At 71.9% G+C, this 14,915-nt stretch carries 11 protein-coding genes; 2 read left to right on the plus strand and 9 right to left on the minus strand.

Features of this window, described 5'->3' with window-relative positions; all coding sequences use genetic code 11:
* Nucleotides 1-186 precede the first annotated feature (186 nt).
* The 3 genes from ACFVTC_RS17280 to ACFVTC_RS17290 form a co-directional block, all read right to left on the minus strand.
* Nucleotides 187-2,013: an AMP-dependent synthetase/ligase gene (locus ACFVTC_RS17280; protein WP_390127679.1), complete on the minus strand. Its 1,827-nt coding sequence runs from the start codon at nucleotides 2,011-2,013 to the stop codon at nucleotides 187-189.
* Nucleotides 2,014-2,439: 426 nt separating this feature from the next.
* Nucleotides 2,440-2,973 (minus strand): GNAT family N-acetyltransferase, encoded by a 534-nt coding sequence (locus ACFVTC_RS17285; protein WP_390127681.1) that lies wholly within the window; start codon nucleotides 2,971-2,973, stop codon nucleotides 2,440-2,442.
* 67 nt (nucleotides 2,974-3,040) lie between these two features.
* Entirely contained in the window at nucleotides 3,041-3,943 is a 903-nt protein-coding gene (locus ACFVTC_RS17290; RefSeq protein WP_390127683.1) for a LysR substrate-binding domain-containing protein, read from the minus strand.
* A gap of 135 nt (nucleotides 3,944-4,078) precedes the next feature.
* On the opposite strand from ACFVTC_RS17290, the gene ACFVTC_RS17295 reads away from it, so the two are divergent.
* Complete coding sequence (locus ACFVTC_RS17295; protein WP_390127685.1) at nucleotides 4,079-5,161, plus strand: bile acid:sodium symporter family protein; 1,083 nt, start codon at nucleotides 4,079-4,081, stop codon at nucleotides 5,159-5,161.
* Between the two features lie 147 nt (nucleotides 5,162-5,308).
* On the opposite strand, the gene ACFVTC_RS17300 is transcribed toward ACFVTC_RS17295, so the two are convergent.
* On the minus strand, nucleotides 5,309-7,198 hold the full coding sequence (locus tag ACFVTC_RS17300; RefSeq protein WP_390127687.1) for an exo-alpha-sialidase: 1,890 nt from the start codon (nucleotides 7,196-7,198) through the stop codon (nucleotides 5,309-5,311).
* 356 nt (nucleotides 7,199-7,554) lie between these two features.
* Between ACFVTC_RS17300 and ACFVTC_RS17305 the strand changes: the two genes are divergently transcribed.
* Nucleotides 7,555-8,097 (plus strand): isochorismatase family protein, encoded by a 543-nt coding sequence (locus ACFVTC_RS17305; protein ID WP_390127689.1) that lies wholly within the window; start codon nucleotides 7,555-7,557, stop codon nucleotides 8,095-8,097.
* Between the two features lie 200 nt (nucleotides 8,098-8,297).
* Here ACFVTC_RS17305 and fdhD read toward each other — a convergent pair whose 3' ends face one another.
* The 5 genes from fdhD to ACFVTC_RS17330 are packed head-to-tail and all read right to left on the minus strand — an operon-like array spanning nucleotide 8,298 to nucleotide 14,739.
* A complete protein-coding gene (gene fdhD / locus ACFVTC_RS17310; protein ID WP_390127691.1) occupies nucleotides 8,298-9,155 on the minus strand; it encodes a formate dehydrogenase accessory sulfurtransferase FdhD in 858 nt (285 codons plus the stop codon).
* A gap of 7 nt (nucleotides 9,156-9,162) precedes the next feature.
* A complete protein-coding gene (locus ACFVTC_RS17315) occupies nucleotides 9,163-10,023 on the minus strand; it encodes a 2Fe-2S iron-sulfur cluster-binding protein (protein ID WP_390127693.1) in 861 nt (286 codons plus the stop codon).
* On the minus strand, nucleotides 10,020-11,843 hold the full coding sequence (locus tag ACFVTC_RS17320; protein WP_390127695.1) for an NAD(P)H-dependent oxidoreductase subunit E: 1,824 nt from the start codon (nucleotides 11,841-11,843) through the stop codon (nucleotides 10,020-10,022). The genes ACFVTC_RS17315 and ACFVTC_RS17320 overlap by 4 nt, the downstream gene beginning before the upstream one ends.
* An 8-nt stretch (nucleotides 11,844-11,851) precedes the next feature.
* On the minus strand, nucleotides 11,852-13,771 hold the full coding sequence (locus ACFVTC_RS17325; protein WP_390127697.1) for a molybdopterin oxidoreductase family protein: 1,920 nt from the start codon (nucleotides 13,769-13,771) through the stop codon (nucleotides 11,852-11,854).
* Nucleotides 13,768-14,739: a 2-dehydropantoate 2-reductase gene (locus ACFVTC_RS17330; protein ID WP_390127699.1), complete on the minus strand. Its 972-nt coding sequence runs from the start codon at nucleotides 14,737-14,739 to the stop codon at nucleotides 13,768-13,770. Before ACFVTC_RS17330 ends, ACFVTC_RS17325 begins: the two co-directional genes overlap by 4 nt.
* Nucleotides 14,740-14,915 lie beyond the last annotated feature (176 nt).

Below are 14,915 nucleotides of genomic sequence, written 5' to 3' on the forward strand. Positions count from 1 at the left end.
CGATCACCGGCCCCGATGCATTCCTGACCGGCTGATTCGCGGTGGATTGACGGCGTGGCCCGGAGATTGGCCGGAAATGGGCCCGGCGGTGGGGCGCGGTCGTCGACGGGGCGAGGGAGGCGGGTCGCTTCCGGGCGGAGCGGCGGATGGCTCGGGCCGGGAGCGGGAAGGGCGGGCGGGGAGTCCCTATGCCTGGTACAGCGCCTCGACCTCCGTCGAGTACGCGTTCTCGATCGCCTTCCGCTTCAGCTTCAGCGAAGGCGTCAGCAATCCGTGTTCCTCGGTGAACTGGTGGGCCAGTATCCGGAAGGTGCGGATCGACTCGGCCTGCGAGACGAGGGTGTTGGCCGCGACCACCGCGCGCCGCACCTCGGTCTCCAGGTCCGGGTCGTGTACCAGGTCGGCGGTGGACAGCGGGGGCTTGCCCCGCATCTGGAGCCAGTGTTCGACGGCCTCTCCGTCGAGTGTGACGAGCGCCGCGATGTACGGCCGGTCGTTCCCGACGACGATGCACTGCGCGACCAGCGGATGATCGCGCACCCGCTCCTCCAGGATGCCCGGTGAGACGCTCTTGCCGCCGGAGGTCACCAGGATCTCCTTCTTGCGCCCGGTGATGGTGAGGTAGCCGTCCTCGTCGAGGGAGCCCAGGTCGCCGGTGGCGAGCCAGCCGTCGTGCAGGGTGGCGTCGGTGGCCTTGGGGTCGTTGAGATAGCCCTGGAAGACGTTTCCGCCGTTCAGCCAGACCTCCCCGTCGTCCGCGATGTGCACGGTGGTGCCGGGGATCGCCTGGCCGACGGTGCCGAAGCGGGTGCGCTCGGGCGGGTTGGCGGTGGCGGCCGCGGTGGACTCGGTGAGCCCGTACCCCTCGTACACGGTGACCCCCGTGCCCGCGAAGAACAGCCCGAGCCGCCGGTCCATCGCCGAACCGCCCGACATCGCGTGTCTGACCCGGCCGCCCATCGCGGCCCGCACCTTGGAGTAGACGACCTTGTCGAAGAACTGGTGCTGCACCCGCAGGGCCGCCGAGGGGCCAGGTCCGATGCCCCAGGCCTTCTCCTCGATCGCGTCCGCGTAGCGCACGGCGACCTCGACGGCCTTCTCGAACGGTCCTGATCTGCCCTCTTTCTCGGCCTTGCGGCGGGCGGCGTTGAAGACCTTCTCGAAGATGTACGGCACCGCGAGGAAGAACGTCGGGCGGAACGCGGCCAGGTCCGGCAGCAGGGCCGCCGCGTTGAGCTGCGGCTGGTGGCCGAACTTGACCTTCCCGCGGAACGCCGCGACCTGCACCATTCTCCCGAAGACATGCGCGAGCGGCAGGAACAGCAGAGTGGACGCCTGGTCACCGCGCCGTGAGTGGAAGACCGGCTCCCAGCGCTCGATGACGGTGTCCGCCTCGAACATGAAGTTCGCGTGCGAGAGGACACAGCCCTTGGGGCGCCCGGTGGTGCCCGAGGTGTAGATGATCGTCGCGATGGACTCGGGCGTGACCGCGCGCCGGTGCCGGTGCACCACCTCGTCGTCGAGGTGCGCGCCCGCTTCGTACAGCTCCTGCACCGCGCCGGCGTCCAGCTGCCACAGCTTGTGCAGCTGCGGCAGCCGGTCGACGACGGTGGCGACCGTCATCGCGTGGTCCTCGTGCTCCACCATGACCGCCGACACCTGGGCGTCGTGCAGCATCCAGAAGACCTGCTCGGCGGAGGAGGTCGGGTAGACGGGCACGACCTGAGCGCCGATCGTCCACAACGCGAAGTCGAAGAGCGTCCACTCGTAGCGCGTGGGGCACATGATCGCGATCCGGTCCCCGAACCGGATGCCGTGGGCGAGCAGGCCCTTGGCCAGGGCGAGGACCTCGTCACGGAACTCGGCCGACGTCACGTCGCGCCACTGTCCCTGCTCGTCCTTGCGGCCGAGCGCGATGTGCAGCGGATCCTCCTTGGCATGGTCGAACACGACGTCGGCCAGGCCGCCCACCGGCGGCGCCGACGCCAACGGAGAGTTGGTGAACTCGCGCAATCCCGCTCCTAGTGGCGCTCCGCACAGCGCCGTGAAAGCTACCCCACGGGGCCGCCGGACGGGAGGGGCGCCGGAGTGGGGGAGCACGCGGCGTCCGCACAGGTCAGTCGCGGAAATGCCCGCACATGGGGAAGGGTCGGACAGAATTCCTTACGGCACCGTAGGTTTCGATCCCGTAATCTCCACGGAATCTGTACGACCGACGGCGCCCTGGCGACAGGATCCCGGATGCCGGATTTGCCGTCCTCGTGCGGCGGCGGGAACGCGTGCGACGGCCCCGCCGGACAGGGGCGCGTGCGAGGGGTTCCCGCCGCGTCGGCGGCGCGCGGCGGCCCCGTCGGGCGAGCGCGGCGCAGGGCCGGGCAAGGGCGGGGCGAGGGCCAGGGACGGGGCAAGGGTCGGGGACGGGGCAAGGGTCGGGGCGGTCTACCCCTCGAACTCCGTCAGGTCGATCCCGAACACCCGCAGGTCGTTCCCGTGCACGGGATCCTGCGCGGTGCCCTCCGGTCGCATGTCGAGCTTGCCCAGCACGTTCGTGGAAGCGGTGTCCCCGGTCCGGCACACGGCGACGACCCGGTCCAGGCCGCGGTCCTGCAGGGCGAACTCCAGCGCGCCGTGGGCCGCCTCCGAGGCGTAACCCTGCCCCCAGAACGCCCGCCCGAGCCGCCAGCCGATCGCCACCTCGCCCGCGATCGCCGACGGGGCGTCGGCCAGGTACAGTCCCACCGCTCCGGCCAGCTCCCCGGAGCCCAGGAGCTCGACGGCGAAGATCCCGAAGCCCTCCTCGTCCCACTCCTCCTCCCATGCCTCGATGTCCTCGGCCGTCTCCTCCAGGGAACGCGTGGCGCCGTCGCCGATCCACCGCATCACCTCGGGGTCGGCGTGGATCTCGGACAGGGGGACAAGGTCGTCGTCCAGCCAGCGGCGCAGGAGAAGACGGGGGGTGTGGATCTCGCTCATGGCCCCATCCTGCCGATACGGGGGCGTGAGGGCGAATGACGGAGGGATCGGCCCGGTGGCGACGGGATCATCCAGGTGGCGGCAGCGGGCGGCCGCGCGGTCCCGGCTGTCCCCGGTGCAGCCGGTCACCGCCGCCCAGGATCGCCGCCGCCAGCGCGTTCGCCGCGCCCTGCGCGGACGCCTGGCGCTGTCCGTGCACCAGGACGAAGTCGACCTCGCCGAGCTCCGGCAGTCCCGCCCGCTCCGGAACCGTGACCAGGCCGGGCGGTACGAGCCCCCGGGAGTGGGCCATCACACCGAGGCCCGCGCGGGCCGCCGCGACCAGGGCGTTCAGGCTGCCGCTGGTGCAGGCGATGCGCCAGGACCGGCCCTGGCGCTCCAGCGCCTCCAGGGCCAGGGCGCGGGTGATGCCCGGGGGCGGGTAGACGATCAGCGGGACCGGACGGTCGGGGTCGAGGCGCAGCCGTTCCGCCCCGATCCAGACCAGGCGGTCGTGCCGGACCAGCTCGCCGCGCGGGTCCTCGGGCCGCCGCTTGGCCAGCACCAGGTCGAGTCTGCCCGCCGCGAGCTGCTCGTGCAGCGTGCCGGACAACTCGACCGTCAGCTCCAGATCCACTTCGGGATGGTCGTACCGGAAACCCTCCAGGATCTCCGGCAGCCGGGTCAGCACGAAGTCCTCCGAGGCGCCGAAGCGCAGGCGGCCGCGCAGCCGGGTGCCCGTGAAGAACGCCGTCGCCTGTTCGTGCACCTCCAGGATGCGGCGCGCGAAGCCCAGCATCGCCTCGCCGTCCACCGTGAGCTCCACGGAGTGCGTGTCGCGCGAGAACAGCTGCCGTCCGGCGGCGTCCTCCAGCCGGCGCACGTGCTGGCTGACCGTCGACTGGCGCAGCCCCAGCCGTCGGGCCGCCTGGGTGAAGCTGAGGGTTTGGGCCACCGCGAGAAAGGTACGCAGCTGGGACGGGTCGTACACGGTCTCAGGTTATCGCGGATCGTGATGTCAGTCAGAACGGTATGACGGATTCCCGATCACGGAAGCGAGGAGGACGATGGAGAGGGCACGACCCGCCTCGGCGGACGATCTACGACAAGCGAGCAGTGGAGCACCGTGAAACGCCTGCAGTGGCCGAGTTGGATGCCGATCGACCCCTACATCCTGCTGTTGCTCGGGACGGTGGGCCTCGCGGCCCTGCTTCCGGCGCGCGGCGCGGGCGCCGATGTCGCCTCGGGCGCGTCCACGGCGGCGATCGCCTTCCTCTTCTTCCTGTACGGCGCCCGGCTCTCCACCCGGGAGGCGATGGAAGGGCTCAAGCACTGGCGGCTCCACGTCACGGTGCTGGCCTGCACCTTCGTGGTCTTCCCGCTGCTCGGTCTCGCCGCGCGCGGACTGGAACCGGTGTTCCTGACGCACAACCTCTACTCCGGTCTGCTCTTCCTGACGCTCGTCCCCTCGACGATCCAGTCGTCGATCGCGTTCACCTCCATCGCCCGCGGCAACGTGCCCGCCGCGATCTGCGCCGGCTCCTTCTCCTCGCTTGCGGGCATCGTCGTCACCCCGTTGCTCGCGGCGGTCCTGCTCGGCAGCAGCGGCGGCGGGTTCTCCCCGGACTCGCTGGTCAAGATCGTGCTGCAACTGCTGGTGCCGTTCCTCGCCGGGCAACTGCTGCGGCGCTGGATCGGCGGATTCATCACCCGGAACAAGAGGGTCCTCGGGTATGTCGACCGCGGGTCGATCCTGCTGGTCGTCTACACCGCGTTCAGCGAGGGCATGGTGCAGGGCATCTGGCACCAGGTCAGCGCGGTCCGGCTGGCCGGACTGCTGCTCGTGGAGGCCCTGCTCCTCGCGGTGATGCTGGCGCTGACCTGGTACGGCGGGAAGGCGCTGGGCTTCGGCCGGGGCGACCGGATCGCGATCCAGTTCGCCGGGTCGAAGAAGTCCCTCGCGTCCGGGCTTCCCATGGCGGGCGTCCTGTTCGGCGCGCACGCCTCGCTCGCCGTGCTGCCGCTGATGCTCTTCCATCAGATGCAGCTCATGGTGTGCGCGGTGATCGCGAAGCGCCGTGCCCGCGATCCCGAGGCGATCGGGGCCGCCGGGGACGCCGGGGACGCACGGGCGGTCCGCCCGGCCGCGGATCGGAACCCGGGCGCGGGCTCACGAGCCGCGGTCGGTACGGCGCGGCGTTCCGACTGAGATCCGCCCGCGCCGCCGGGGCGGCCGCGCACGGCCCGGCGCGCGTCGCCGCCCTCCTCGTCGTCGTGGGGGAGGGCGGCGAGCGGCACACCGAAGCCGGTCCCGGACCGCCGTCGTACGGGTGCGCCGTCGGGCACGGACGGGACGTCAGTGGCCACCGCCCACGTGGTCCAGGGGCAGATACAGGACGGTGTCCGGGGTCACCCTCCGGTCCGGGGCGGCGGACAGCTCCGAGTCGCTCAACGCCCGGTCGTAGACCCGGACCTCGTCGATCGTGCCGGTGAAGTAGGCCCGGCTGTCCATCCGTTGTCCCACGTGCACGCCGAACGGCGAGTTGCGGCTGACCGATCCGGGCACGTCCGGTGTGCTCAGCGACGTACCGTCGACGAAGAGCGTGAGCAGCCCGGCGCCGTGGTCCCGGCGCAGCACGAGATGGTGCCACTGACCGTCGTTGCGGGCGCCCGGGACGCGTACCGACGCGGTGGCCGGGGCCGTCGCGCCGTCACGGGTGGTGATCAGCGCGGTGATCCGGCCGGACGCGGGCTCGGCGCGCATCCACACCTGCGGCTGGGTCGTGCCGATTCCGCCCATCCACATCAGCGGCTGCTCCCCGGTGGCGGCCGTGTAGCGGAACCACAGGGACGCCGTGAAGTCCTTGGTGCCGAGCGTGAGGCGGTCCTGGTACGGCAGCCGTACGGCGTCGTCGGCGCCGTCGAACTCCAGGGCGCCGCCCAGCACGCCCGCCGCCTCGTGGGCGCCGCCGAGCACAGCGGCCCGTGCGGTGTGCGGGGCGAGGTCGGCCGTCGTCGGGTCCGGTCCGCGGCGCGGCGTGAGCCAGTCCTCGGTGAAGCGGGCGAAGCGGATCTCGTCGCGCGCGTCGACCGCGCCGCCCTCGTACAGCAGGCCCACGGTGTCGCCGTCGATCCGGGTCAGGTCCGAGTAGCCGGACCAGTCCGTGGTGACGACCGTGCCGCGGTCGACGCTGTCCCAGGTGCGGCCGCCGTCGTAGGAGGAGCGGATCATCATGGTCCTGCGCCGGTCGGGATCGCCGGGGCAGGCCAGCAGGATCCGGTCGTCCAGGCGCAGGACGGAGCCCTGGACCTGGGGTGCGTAGAGGTCCGGGAGGTCGCGGAAGGGGGCGGTGAAGCTGTCGCCGCCGTCACGGCTGACGCTCTGGGTCCGGTGGCCGAGATCGGTGCCGTCCTGCTCGCGCCCGCTGACCAGGACGGCACCGTCGGCGCGCTGGGTGAGCGTCAGTTCCGACGGCTTCTGGCGGAAGGTACCGTCGGCCGCGATCGGCCAGGAGTCGGTCGCGCCGATCCTCCAGTGGTCGCCGCCGTCGTCGCTGGTGATGAGGGCGGCGTTGTTGGCGGTGACCCGGCTGCCGTCCCAGGTCTCGGTGTTGACGCCGAAGACGAGGCGTCCGGAGTGCCGGCCGCGGGTCAGCTGGATGCCGTGCACGGGGCCGGTGGCGTACCAGGAGTTCCAGTTCGGCGGGAGGATCTCGTCGCTCAGGTCCCGCGGCCGGGACCAGCTGAGACCGTCGTCGTCGCTGTACTGCAGATGCGGGGTGCGGTCGCAGGGGACGTCGCAACCGCGGCCGTCCGTGCGGCCCGTGTTGTACGTCTGCGCCAGCACCACGCGGCCGGTCTCCCGGTCGACGACGGGCGCGGGGTTGCCGTGCGTGTCGCCCGCGCCCTCGTTCACGACCTGGAGCGGGCCCCAGCTGCGGCCGCCGTCCGTCGACCGTTTGACGACGATGTCGATGTCGCCCGCGTCGCCGCAGTCGTGGACGCGGCCCTCGGCGAACGCCAGCAGGGTGCCCCGCGTGGTCCGTACGACGGCCGGGATGCGGAAACACGCGTAGCCGGAATCCTGCGCGGCCTTGAAGAGCACCTGCTGCTCGAACTCGCCCGGTGCGGCGGACTGTTGGGCCCCGGCCGGACCGGGCAGCGCGATCAACGCGGCGGCGGTGAGGGCGGCCGTGAGAACGGCTGCCGCGGTGGATCTCAGACGTGCGCGGAGGCTTGACGGCATGGTGCGACCTGCCCTTCATGCGTCTGGGCGACCTGGGTGTGCCGGACATCGGACATCGGACATCCGACGTCCGATGTGCGGGCCACAGAGGCTACTTGGGCCCTCAAGCACCCCACAAGGAGCAGGTACCGGTCGTGTTCACGCCAGATTTCCGCCGTGCGGGGTCCGTGCCGAGCGGTTCGCCCACTGCGCGCCGGACGGGACGCTCCCGGCGTCCGGTGCGCGGACGACGAACCGGCCGCGCGCGGCGAACGGCGGGCCGCGACCCCCGCGCCTGACGGCCGAACGGGATCAGTTCACGGGTTTGTTGATCCGGATTTCCGGTACGGACGGCTAAGGACGGCTAACGTTCCGTCATGACCGCACCCCGAACCGCACCCCGCCTCGCCCTCGATCCCGCGCGCACCGCCCTGGTGCTCGTGGATCTGATGGACCGTATCGTCGGGCTGCCCGTGGAGCCCCGCGGCGGCACCGCAGTCCTCTCCGCCGCCGAGGAGCTGGCGACCGCCTTCCGCAAGGCGGGCGCGCTCGTCGTCCTCGTCCGGGTCGAGCGGCCCGGGGCGGTCGAACAGCCGCCCGGCAGCGGCCTGGTCGCCGGACTCTTCGCGCACGGCGACCTGGAGATCGTCAAGCGGTCCATCGGCGGGTTCCAGGGCACCGGTCTCGACGACCGTTTGCGGGAACGCGGCATCTCCACACTGGTGTTCGGCGGGATCGCCACCAACCTCGGGGTCGAGTCCACCGCCCGCGCCGCCGGAGACCTCGGCTACGACCTGGTCTTCGCCGAGGACGCGATGGCCGCCCTCACCGCCGCCGAGCACGACGCCTCCGTCCGCCTCGACTTCCCCCGGCTGGGCACGGTCGTCACCGTCGGGCAGGTGCGCCTCAGCGCCGGGTGAGCGAGCCGAAGGGATCCTGACGCCCCGCGCACCGGCCGGCACCCGCCGGCGCGGACCGGGCCCGGACAGGCCCGGACAGGCCCGGACAGGACAGGACAGGACAGGACAGGACAGGACAGGACAGGACACAGCGGGACCCCTTCGGCGCAGGGGGCGCTCCCCGCCGGTCGGGGCCCCGCCGCCGTGTCGCGGGGAGCCGGTCAGCCCTGGGCGGCCGCGGCCCGCAGGGCGATGCGGTGCTCGCCCGCGTACACGTTCATGGAGGCGCCGCGCAGGAAGCCGACCAGGGTCAGGCCCGACTCCGCGGCGAGGTCCACGGCCAGGGACGAGGGGGCCGAGACCGCCGCGAGGACCGGGACACCCGCCATGACGGCCTTCTGCGCCAGCTCGAAGGAGGCCCGCCCCGACACCAGCAGGACGGTCCGGGAGAGCGGGAGCCTGCCGTCCTGAAGGGCGCGCCCGACCAGCTTGTCGACCGCGTTGTGGCGGCCCACGTCCTCGCGTACGTCGATGAGCTCGCCGTCCTCGGTGAACAGCGCCGCGGCGTGCAGACCCCCGGTCCGGTCGAAGACCCGCTGCGCCGCACGCAGCCGGTCGGGGAGGACGGCGAGGAGTGCGGGCTCCAGCCGGACCGGGGGAGCGTCGTCACCGTCGTCGATGGTCCAGCGCGCCGTCGTGCGGACCGCGTCCAGGCTCGCCTTTCCGCACAGACCGCAGGACGACGTCGTGTAGACGTTGCGTTCGAGGGTGATGTCGGGCATGACGACGCCGGGCGCCGTCCGTACGTCCACGACGTTGTACGTGTTCGAGCCGTCCGCCGTCGCTCCCGCGCAGTAGACGATGCTCTGCAGCTCGTCCGCCCTGCCGAGGACCCCTTCGCTGACCAGGAAGCCCGCCGCGAGCGCGAAGTCGTCTCCCGGGGTGCGCATGGTGATGGCGATCGCCTTGCCGTTGAGGCGGATCTCCAGGGGTTCCTCGGCGACCAGCGTGTCCGGACGGGTGCTCTCGGCCCCGTCCCGGATGCGGATCACCTTGCGTCGTTCCGTGACTCGTCCCATGTCCTGATCAGTCCCGGTTCTGTACGTGCTGGTAGCCGAAACGGCCCTTGATGCAGAGATTGCCGTGGGTCACCGGGTTGTCGTGCGGAGAGGTGACCTTGACGATCTCATTGTCCTGCACGTGCAGCGTGAGGTTGCAGCCCACACCGCAGTAGGCGCACACCGTGGTCGTCGCGGTCTGCGCCGACTCGTCCCACGTACCCGCCTCCCGCATGTCGAACTCCGACCGGAAGGACAGCGCGCCGGTCGGGCACACCTCGATGCAGTTCCCGCAGTACACGCACGCCGAGTCGGTCAGCGGGGCGTCGTGCTCCACGGCGATCCTGGCGTCGAAGCCGCGTCCGGAGACCGAGATCGCGAAGGTGTTCTGCCACTGGTCGCCACAGGCGTCCACGCACTTGTAGCAGAGGACGCACTTGCCGTAGTCGCGTACGTACAGGGTGTTGTCGATCCGGGGTTCCTCCTCGACACGGGCGGCGTCGGGGCCGAACCGGTCCGGCTCGGCCCCGTACTCATCGATCCACCCCGCCACCTCGGGAGTGGTCGAGAGGTCGACCGAGGAGGCGAGCAGTTCGAGGACGATCCGGCGGCTGTGGCGGACGCGCTCCGTGTCCGTCCGCACCCGCATGCCCGGCTCCGCCTCGCGCGAGCAGGCCGGGGCGAGGGTGCGGGCGCCCTCGACCTCGACGACACAGACCCGGCAGGCGTTCTTCGGGGTCAGCGTGTCGCCGTGGCACAGGGTGGGGACGTCCTTCCCGGCGGAACGGCAGGCGTCGAGGATCGTCGAGCCCTCCGGCGCGCGCACCGGTTCACCGTCAAGGGTGAATTCGAGCAGCCGACGGGGAGTCCCGAGCGGTATCGCGGTCATTCGTACGCCCCCAGACGGTCGATCGCGGATTCCACCGCGTTCCACGCGGTCTGCCCCAGACCGCAGATGGAGGCGTCCCGCATCGCGCGGCCGACCTCTCTCAGCAGGGCGATGTCGTCTCCCGCGGCCGCGCCGGTGCGCTCGGCGATCCGGTGCAGCGCCTCCTCCTGGCGCACGGTCCCGACCCGGCAGGGCACACACTGCCCGCACGACTCGTCACGGAAGAACGCGGCGATCCGCAGCAGCAGGCGCGGGAGGGGGACCGAGTCGTCGAAGGCCATGACCACGCCCGAGCCGAGGGTCGTGCCCGCCTCCCGGGTGCCCTCGAAGGTGAGCGGGACGTCCAGTTCGTCGGGCCGTACGAAGCCCCCCGCCGCGCCGCCGAGCAGCACCGCCCGCAGGCCGTCCCGCACGCCCGCCAGCTCCAGCAACTCTCCCAGCGTCGCCCCGAAGGGCAGTTCGTAGACGCCGGGGCGCTCCACGCTCCCCGACACGCAGTACAGCTTCGGGCCGGTGGAGCCCGGGGTGCCGATCGCCGCGTACGCCTCGGCGCCCATGGTCAGGACCGGCAGGACGTTCACGAGCGTCTCGACGTTGTTCTCGGCGGTGGGCCTGCCGAACAGGCCCCTCTCCACGGGGAAGGGCGGCTTGGAGCGCGGCTCGCCCCGGTGGCCCTCGATCGAGTTGAACAGGGCGGTCTCCTCGCCGCAGATGTACGCGCCCGCGCCACGCCGGATCTCGATGTCGAAGGCGTACCCCTGCCCGAGGACGTCGTCACCGAGCAGACCCCGCGCGCGTGCCTGGCCGATGGCGTGCTCCATGCGGCGCAGGGCGCGCGGGTACTCGCCCCGCAGATACAGATAGCCCCGGTGCGCGCCGACCGCGTAGGCCGCGACCGTCATCGCCTCGACGAGGGCGTACGGGTCGCCCTCCATGACCACCCGGTCCTTGAAGGTGCCCGGCTCGGACTCGTCGGCGTTGCACACGAGATAGTGGGGTGTGTCGGGCGCGGACGCCGTGGCCCCCCATTTGCGGCCGGTGGGGAAGGCGGCCCCGCCCCGCCCGACCAGACCCGCGTCGGTGATTTCGCGGACGACACCGGCGGGGCCGAGCGCGAAGGCCCGCCGCAGCGCGGTGTACCCGCCGTGCGCCCGGTAGTCGTCCAGGTCGGCGGGGTCGGCCACGCCGATGCGGCCCAGCAGGACGAGGGAGGGGTCGCCGGCCTGCGGGAGGGCCCGCTCCGCGGGTGGTTCCTCGGCCGCCGAGCCGGGCGCGCTCGCCGTCCGCACGGCCCTTTCGACGGTGGCGGGCGCCGCCACGGCCGTCCGCACGGGATCGCCCGCCCTGACCGCGAGCGCGGCCGGAGCCCGCTCGCACAGACCGAGGCAGGGGCCGCGCTCCACGCTCACCCCGCTGCCGGGGCCCAGCCGGGACTCGACCCCCTCGCACAGCTCCTGGGCCCCCGCCGTCATGCAGGCCAGATCCGTGCAGACGTGGAGCACGGTCGCCGGGCGCGGCTTCAGCGAGAACATCGCGTAGAAGGTCGCGACACCGTACGCCTCCGCCGGCGGTACCGTCAGCCGGCGGCACAGATAGCCGAGCGCGCCCTCGCTGATCCAGCCGACCCGGTCGTTGACGGCGTGCAGTCCCGGCAGCAGCAGGTCCCGGCGCGCACGGGCCTCGCGGCCACCGCGCGCCCACCTGAGGTCGGCGTCGGACCGGTCGGCGCCCTCCCACGAGGACTCCGGAGGACCGAGCAGCGCGTCGACGGCCGCCCGTTCCTCGTCCGTCGGCTTGCTGTCACCGAAGTGCAGATCCATGTCCCGCCTCAGCTCCTCACGGTCGCGGCCGGCAGCTTGTCGATCCGGATCGCCGACGCCTTGAACTCCGCCGTCCCCGCGATCGGACAGTTCGCCTCGATCGTCAGCCGGTTGGTGTCCACGTCGTCCGGGAAGTGCATCGTCATGAACGCGAGTCCGGGGCGCAGCGCGGTGTCGACCCACACCGGCGCCCGTACGGAGCCGCGGCGCGAGGAGACCTGGACCTCCTCGCCCACCACGACCCCGTAGCGCTCCGCGTCCTCCGGGCACAGCTCGACGTACTCGCCGCGCCGCAGCGGGGAGGCGAAACCGCCGCTCTGCACACCGGTGTTGTAGGAGTCGAGGCGCCGTCCGGTGGTGAGGCGGATCGGGTACGTCTCGTCCGTCAGGTCCACCGGAGGGTCGTGCCGGACGAGCCCGAACGGCGCGCGACGGCCGCGTTCGGCGGGATCGTCGGCCCACAACCGCCCGTGCAGATAGGTCGGTTCGAGACGGGTGGGGTCCGGGCAGGGCCACTGGATGCCCTGTTCCTCCTCCAGGCGCGCGTACGTCATCCCATAGTGGTCCGGGGAGAGCGAGCGCAGTTCGTTCCAGACGGCCTCGGAGTCGGCGTACTTCCACTCGTGGCCGAGGCGTGCGGCGAGGTCGCGGAGGATGTCGATGTCCTCCCGGGCCTCGCCGGGCGGGGTCACCGCCGCGCGCACCCGCTGGACGCGGCGTTCGCTGTTGGTGGTGGTGCCCTCCGTCTCCGCCCACCCGGCGGTCGCGGGCAGCACCACGTCGGCGAGTTCGGCCGTTCTGGTGAGGAAGATGTCCTGGACGACGAGGAAGTCGAGGGCGCGAAGCCGCCGGACCGCCTGCTCGCTGTCGGCCTCCGACTGCGCCGGGTTCTCCCCGATGCAGTAGACCGCCTTGAGCGTGCCTTCCTCCATCGCCTCGAACATCTCCGTCAGGTTCAGCCCGTAGTGCGGCTCGATGACGGTGTCCCACGCGGACTCGAACTTCAGCCGCGTGTCCGGGTCGAGGATGTCCTGGAAGCCGGGGAGCCGGTTGGGGATGGCGCCCATGTCGCCACCGCCCTGGACGTTGTTCTGGCCGCGCAGCGGTTGGAGCCCGGAGCCGTGGCGGCCCACGTGGCCGGTCAGCAGGGACAGGTTGATCAGCGCGCGGACGTTGTCGGTGCCGTTGTGGTGTTCGGTGATGCCGAGTGTCCAGCACAGCTGGGCGCGTTCGGCGCGGGCGTAGGCGTGGGCCAACTCCCTGATCGCGGAGGCCGGTACGCCCGTCACCTTCTCCGCGAGGGACAGCGTCCAGGGTTCGACGAGCCGCGCGTACTGCTCGAACCCGCTGGTCGCCCGCCGGACGAAGGCGTGATTGGCGAGGCCCGCGCGGATGATCTCGCGGCCGATCGCGTGGGCCATCGGGATGTCGGTGCCGACGTTCAGACCGAGCCAGCCCTCCGCCCACTCGGCCGTCGAGGTGCGGCGCGGGTCGACCGCGTACATCCGGGCGCCGTTCCTGATCCCCTTCAGTACGTGCTGGAAGAAGATGGGGTGCGCGAAGCGGGCGTTGGAGCCCCACATCACCACGAGGTCGGTCTCCTCGACCTCCGCGTACGAGGAGGTCCCGCCGCCCGAGCCGAAGGCCGCCGAGAGACCGGCGACGCTCGGGGCGTGGCAGGTGCGGTTGCAGGAGTCGACGTTGTTGGTGCCCATGACGACCCGCGCGAACTTCTGGGCGACGTAGTTCATCTCGTTGGTCGCGCGGGCGCACGAGAACAGGCCGAACGCCCCGCGCGCGGCACGCAGCCCCGCGGCCGCGCGGCTCAGGGCCTCGTCCCAGCCGGCCCGCCGGAAGGGTTCGTCGCGGCTGTCCCGTACCAGCGGATGCGTGAGCCGCGTGTAGATCCTCGGGTCGCGTTTCCTCATGCGGCGGTCCTCGATGCGAGCAGATCCGATAGGGCGTGCACGGTACGGAGGGTGGGGACCGGGACGGCGGTGATCTCCGCCAGCTCGACGACGGCCGCGAGCAGGACGTCGAGTTCGAGCGGCTTGCCGCGTTCCAGGTCCTGCAGGGTGGAGGTGCGGTGGTCGCCGACGCGTTCGGCGCCGGCCAGCCGGCGTTCGATGGAGACGCCGACCTCGCAGCCGAGGGCCTCGGCGACGGCGAGGGTCTCCGCCATCATGATCTCGATGACCTCGCGGGTCCCGCCGTGCAGGCACATCTGCCGCATGGTCGCCCGGGAGAGCGCGCTGATGGGGTTGAAGGAGATGTTGCCGAGCAGCTTGAGCCAGATGTCGTTGCGCAGGTCCGTCTCGACGGGGCACTTGAGCCCGCCCGCCCGCATGGCCTCGCTGAACGTCCGGCAGCGGGTGGAGAGCGAGCGGTCGGGCTCGCCGATGGAGAACCGGGTGCCCTCCAGGTGGCGGACGACTCCTGGTCCTTCCAGTTCCGTCGCCGCGTACACCACGCATCCGACGGCCCGTTCGGGCGCGAGCACCGCGCTGACCGCGCCGCCCGGATCCACGCTGTCCACACGGTGGCCGTCGTGCGGGCCGCCGTGCCGGTGGAAGTACCACCAGGGGATGCCGTTCTGCGCGGCGACCACCGCCGTGTCCCGGTGCAGCAGGGGCTCGATCAGCGGCCCGCACGCCGCGTACGAGTTGGCCTTGAGACCGAGGAAGACGTAGTCGACGGGCCCGACCTCGGCCGGGTCGTCGGTGGCGTGGGCGCGCGCGGTGAAGTCGCCGCGCGGGCTGTGTACCTGGACTCCGTGCCGCCTCATGGCCGCCAGATGCGGTCCACGGGCGATGAGATGCACATCGGCGCCTGCGCGGTGCAGCGCGGCCCCGACATAGGCGCCGATCGCACCGGCGCCGAGAACGGCGACTTTCACTGTGGCTCGCTCCGTTCGGTCGAGGGTACCGAGGAACTGCCGAACTCTGTCGACGAAATATTGTCTACAGTATGGAAGTTGGGGCGGCAAGGCTTCGCACAGCACCCGGGGCGGCCGTGACCTCGTGGACAGCGGCCCCGCTCCGATGCGCCGCTGGTGGGAGCCTCGGACGGCGC

This window comes from Streptomyces sp. NPDC057950 (assembly GCF_042887295.1).
Lineage (GTDB): Bacteria > Actinomycetota > Actinomycetes > Streptomycetales > Streptomycetaceae > Streptomyces > Streptomyces kaempferi.

Bases quoted from the DNA above. Each gene is read 5' to 3' on its own strand.
- ACFVTC_RS17285 (WP_390127681.1), bottom strand. From the start codon at position 2,973: ATGAGCGAGATCCACACCCCCCGTCTTCTCCTGCGCCGCTGGCTGGAC.
- ACFVTC_RS17300 (WP_390127687.1), bottom strand. From the start codon at position 7,198: ATGCCGTCAAGCCTCCGCGCACGTCTGAGATCCACCGCGGCAGCCGTT.
- ACFVTC_RS17305 (WP_390127689.1), top strand. From the start codon at position 7,555: ATGACCGCACCCCGAACCGCACCCCGCCTCGCCCTCGATCCCGCGCGC.
- fdhD (WP_390127691.1), bottom strand. From the start codon at position 9,155: ATGGGACGAGTCACGGAACGACGCAAGGTGATCCGCATCCGGGACGGG.
- ACFVTC_RS17315 (WP_390127693.1), bottom strand. From the start codon at position 10,023: ATGACCGCGATACCGCTCGGGACTCCCCGTCGGCTGCTCGAATTCACC.
- ACFVTC_RS17320 (WP_390127695.1), bottom strand. From the start codon at position 11,843: ATGGATCTGCACTTCGGTGACAGCAAGCCGACGGACGAGGAACGGGCG.
- ACFVTC_RS17325 (WP_390127697.1), bottom strand. From the start codon at position 13,771: ATGAGGAAACGCGACCCGAGGATCTACACGCGGCTCACGCATCCGCTG.